Source organism: Cedecea sp. AS113 (assembly GCF_037152415.1).
Classification (GTDB): Bacteria; Pseudomonadota; Gammaproteobacteria; order Enterobacterales; family Enterobacteriaceae; genus Cedecea.
The window spans coordinates 1-641 of sequence record NZ_JBBCMI010000057.1 but is presented as its reverse complement, the minus strand read 5'-3'; the positions used below and the strand labels follow the sequence as shown (position 1 = coordinate 641).

Here is a 641-nt window from a genome sequence, read left to right as displayed (position 1 = left end):
ACCCCGGCCTGACGCTCTTCCCCCGTCTTCTGCACGGCCACGCCGACCGTCGCCAGCGGATGCAACAGGTAATTGACGCTGGCCCCGGCCGCAAATTCACCGTTATCTTCATTTTTGTCACTGTTCCACAGCGTCTGCTGCTGCCCGGCGAACACGTTATAGCGCAGGCGCTGGCCCGGCGTTCGCCAGCGGGTGGGTTTATTAATCGTTTCAGTGACCCTGCTGCTCTCACGGCCGTCTTCAATGAGGCGAATTTCAACTTCATAGATACCGGCCGGCAGCGGCACGGTGTCTAACATTTGCAGGCCGGGTTCAACAGGCTGAGAATTTATCAGGGTACCGTCGCGGTAAATTTCAGCCACACCTTCACGGTTGGCGGAGACGTAGACGGGATAAAGCGCCGGAATGTCCCCGCCCTTCAGTAGTGCATCGCCGCTGCCCGCCATCATGCCCGCCAGCGTGCTGATACCGCCTCCCGGCGTATAAAGCTGGCGTATCAGGCCCTGACTGTCCGGCGTAAATAGCCCGGTACGGAGAAAGTGTTGCTGAAATTCACGCTGAACGTAGAGAGAGGTTATGGCATGGCGGGAAGTGCTGCCGAGGCTGTTGCTGCGGGTCTGGTCATGCTGAAACTGGCTCAT

At 58.8% G+C, this 641-nt stretch carries 1 protein-coding gene; it reads right to left on the bottom strand.

What is annotated here, in order from left to right:
- Positions 1-641 (bottom strand): TcfC E-set like domain-containing protein (locus WFN87_RS24005; RefSeq protein WP_336983974.1); only part of this gene is annotated, 641 nt, incomplete at both ends.